This window comes from Oleiphilus sp. HI0079, assembly GCF_001635105.1.
This window is the reverse complement of the sequence record NZ_LWFT01000614.1, coordinates 1-968: the sequence shown is the minus strand read 5'-3', so window position 1 is coordinate 968 and position 968 is coordinate 1. Positions and strand designations below refer to the sequence as shown.

At 47.9% G+C, this 968-nt stretch carries 2 protein-coding genes; both read left to right on the top strand.

The window, feature by feature from the left end; translation table 11 throughout:
* The coding region (locus A3750_RS10960) for a uroporphyrinogen decarboxylase family protein (RefSeq protein ID WP_304440185.1) at positions 1-627 on the top strand (627 nt) is incomplete at its 5' end.
* A gap of 106 nt (positions 628-733) precedes the next feature.
* On the top strand, positions 734-968 hold a 235-nt coding region (locus A3750_RS10955; RefSeq protein WP_156498520.1), incomplete at its 3' end, for a hypothetical protein.

Here is a 968-nt window from a genome sequence, read left to right as displayed (position 1 = left end):
TCGCCTTGGACCTTGGCAACCTACATGGTTGAAGGTGGCAGCTCAAAGGATTTTAGGCACATTAAAGCGATGATGTATCGTGAGCCTGAAACTTTGCATGCTTTACTGGATATATTGGCCGACTCGGTGATCGGCTACTTGAATGCTCAGATAGATGCGGGCGCACAAGCTGTTCAGATTTTCGATACTTGGGGTGGAAACCTTAGCGATCAGGCTTACATCGACTTTTCCCTTGCTTATATGAAGAAAATCGTCGCAGGTTTGAAGACTGAAGCGCGTGGCTTGCGGGTGCCATCGATTGTGTTTACCAAGGGCGGTGGGCTTTGGTTGGAGCAAATCGCTGACTGTGGTGCGAATGCATTGGGCCTGGATTGGACCATGAATATTGGTCGCGCACGCAGTCTTGTTGGCGATAAAGTTGCCTTGCAAGGTAATATGGACCCCAGTGTTTTGTATGCGAAGCCTGAGCAGATTCGAGCGGAAGTCGCGCGCATTTTGGGCGATTTCGGACAAGGTGCTGGTCATGTCTTCAACCTTGGGCATGGCATCCATCAGTTTGTAGACCCTGAGGCGCCAAAAGTCTTTGTCGATGCTGTTCACGAAATAAGCGCTCAATACCACGTTTAATCTTATGTTCAGCGTAAGCTGCGTCACAATTGCGGTGGCGCAGCGTTTATCCCTTCCTCTTCATGCCATACAATTTCAGCGTATCTCAAAATAAACAGGACCTTCAATGAGTCGCTCAATACGAGTCTGTGTACTTTTGCTTGCTTATCTGGTCTCAGCCTGCGGCGAATTTAACGTCGATGATCAAGATTTAAGTGATAATCGCCGAAATTTAGATGTCACCAATGATAACTCTGAAGAACTGCTATGGAGTGCTTATCAGGCTGCCTACTCTCCGTTCTATTACGCTCGTGTTGATCAGTTTCTTGATGCTTCAGGTCTGGTAGCGTCTTCGAGTCCAG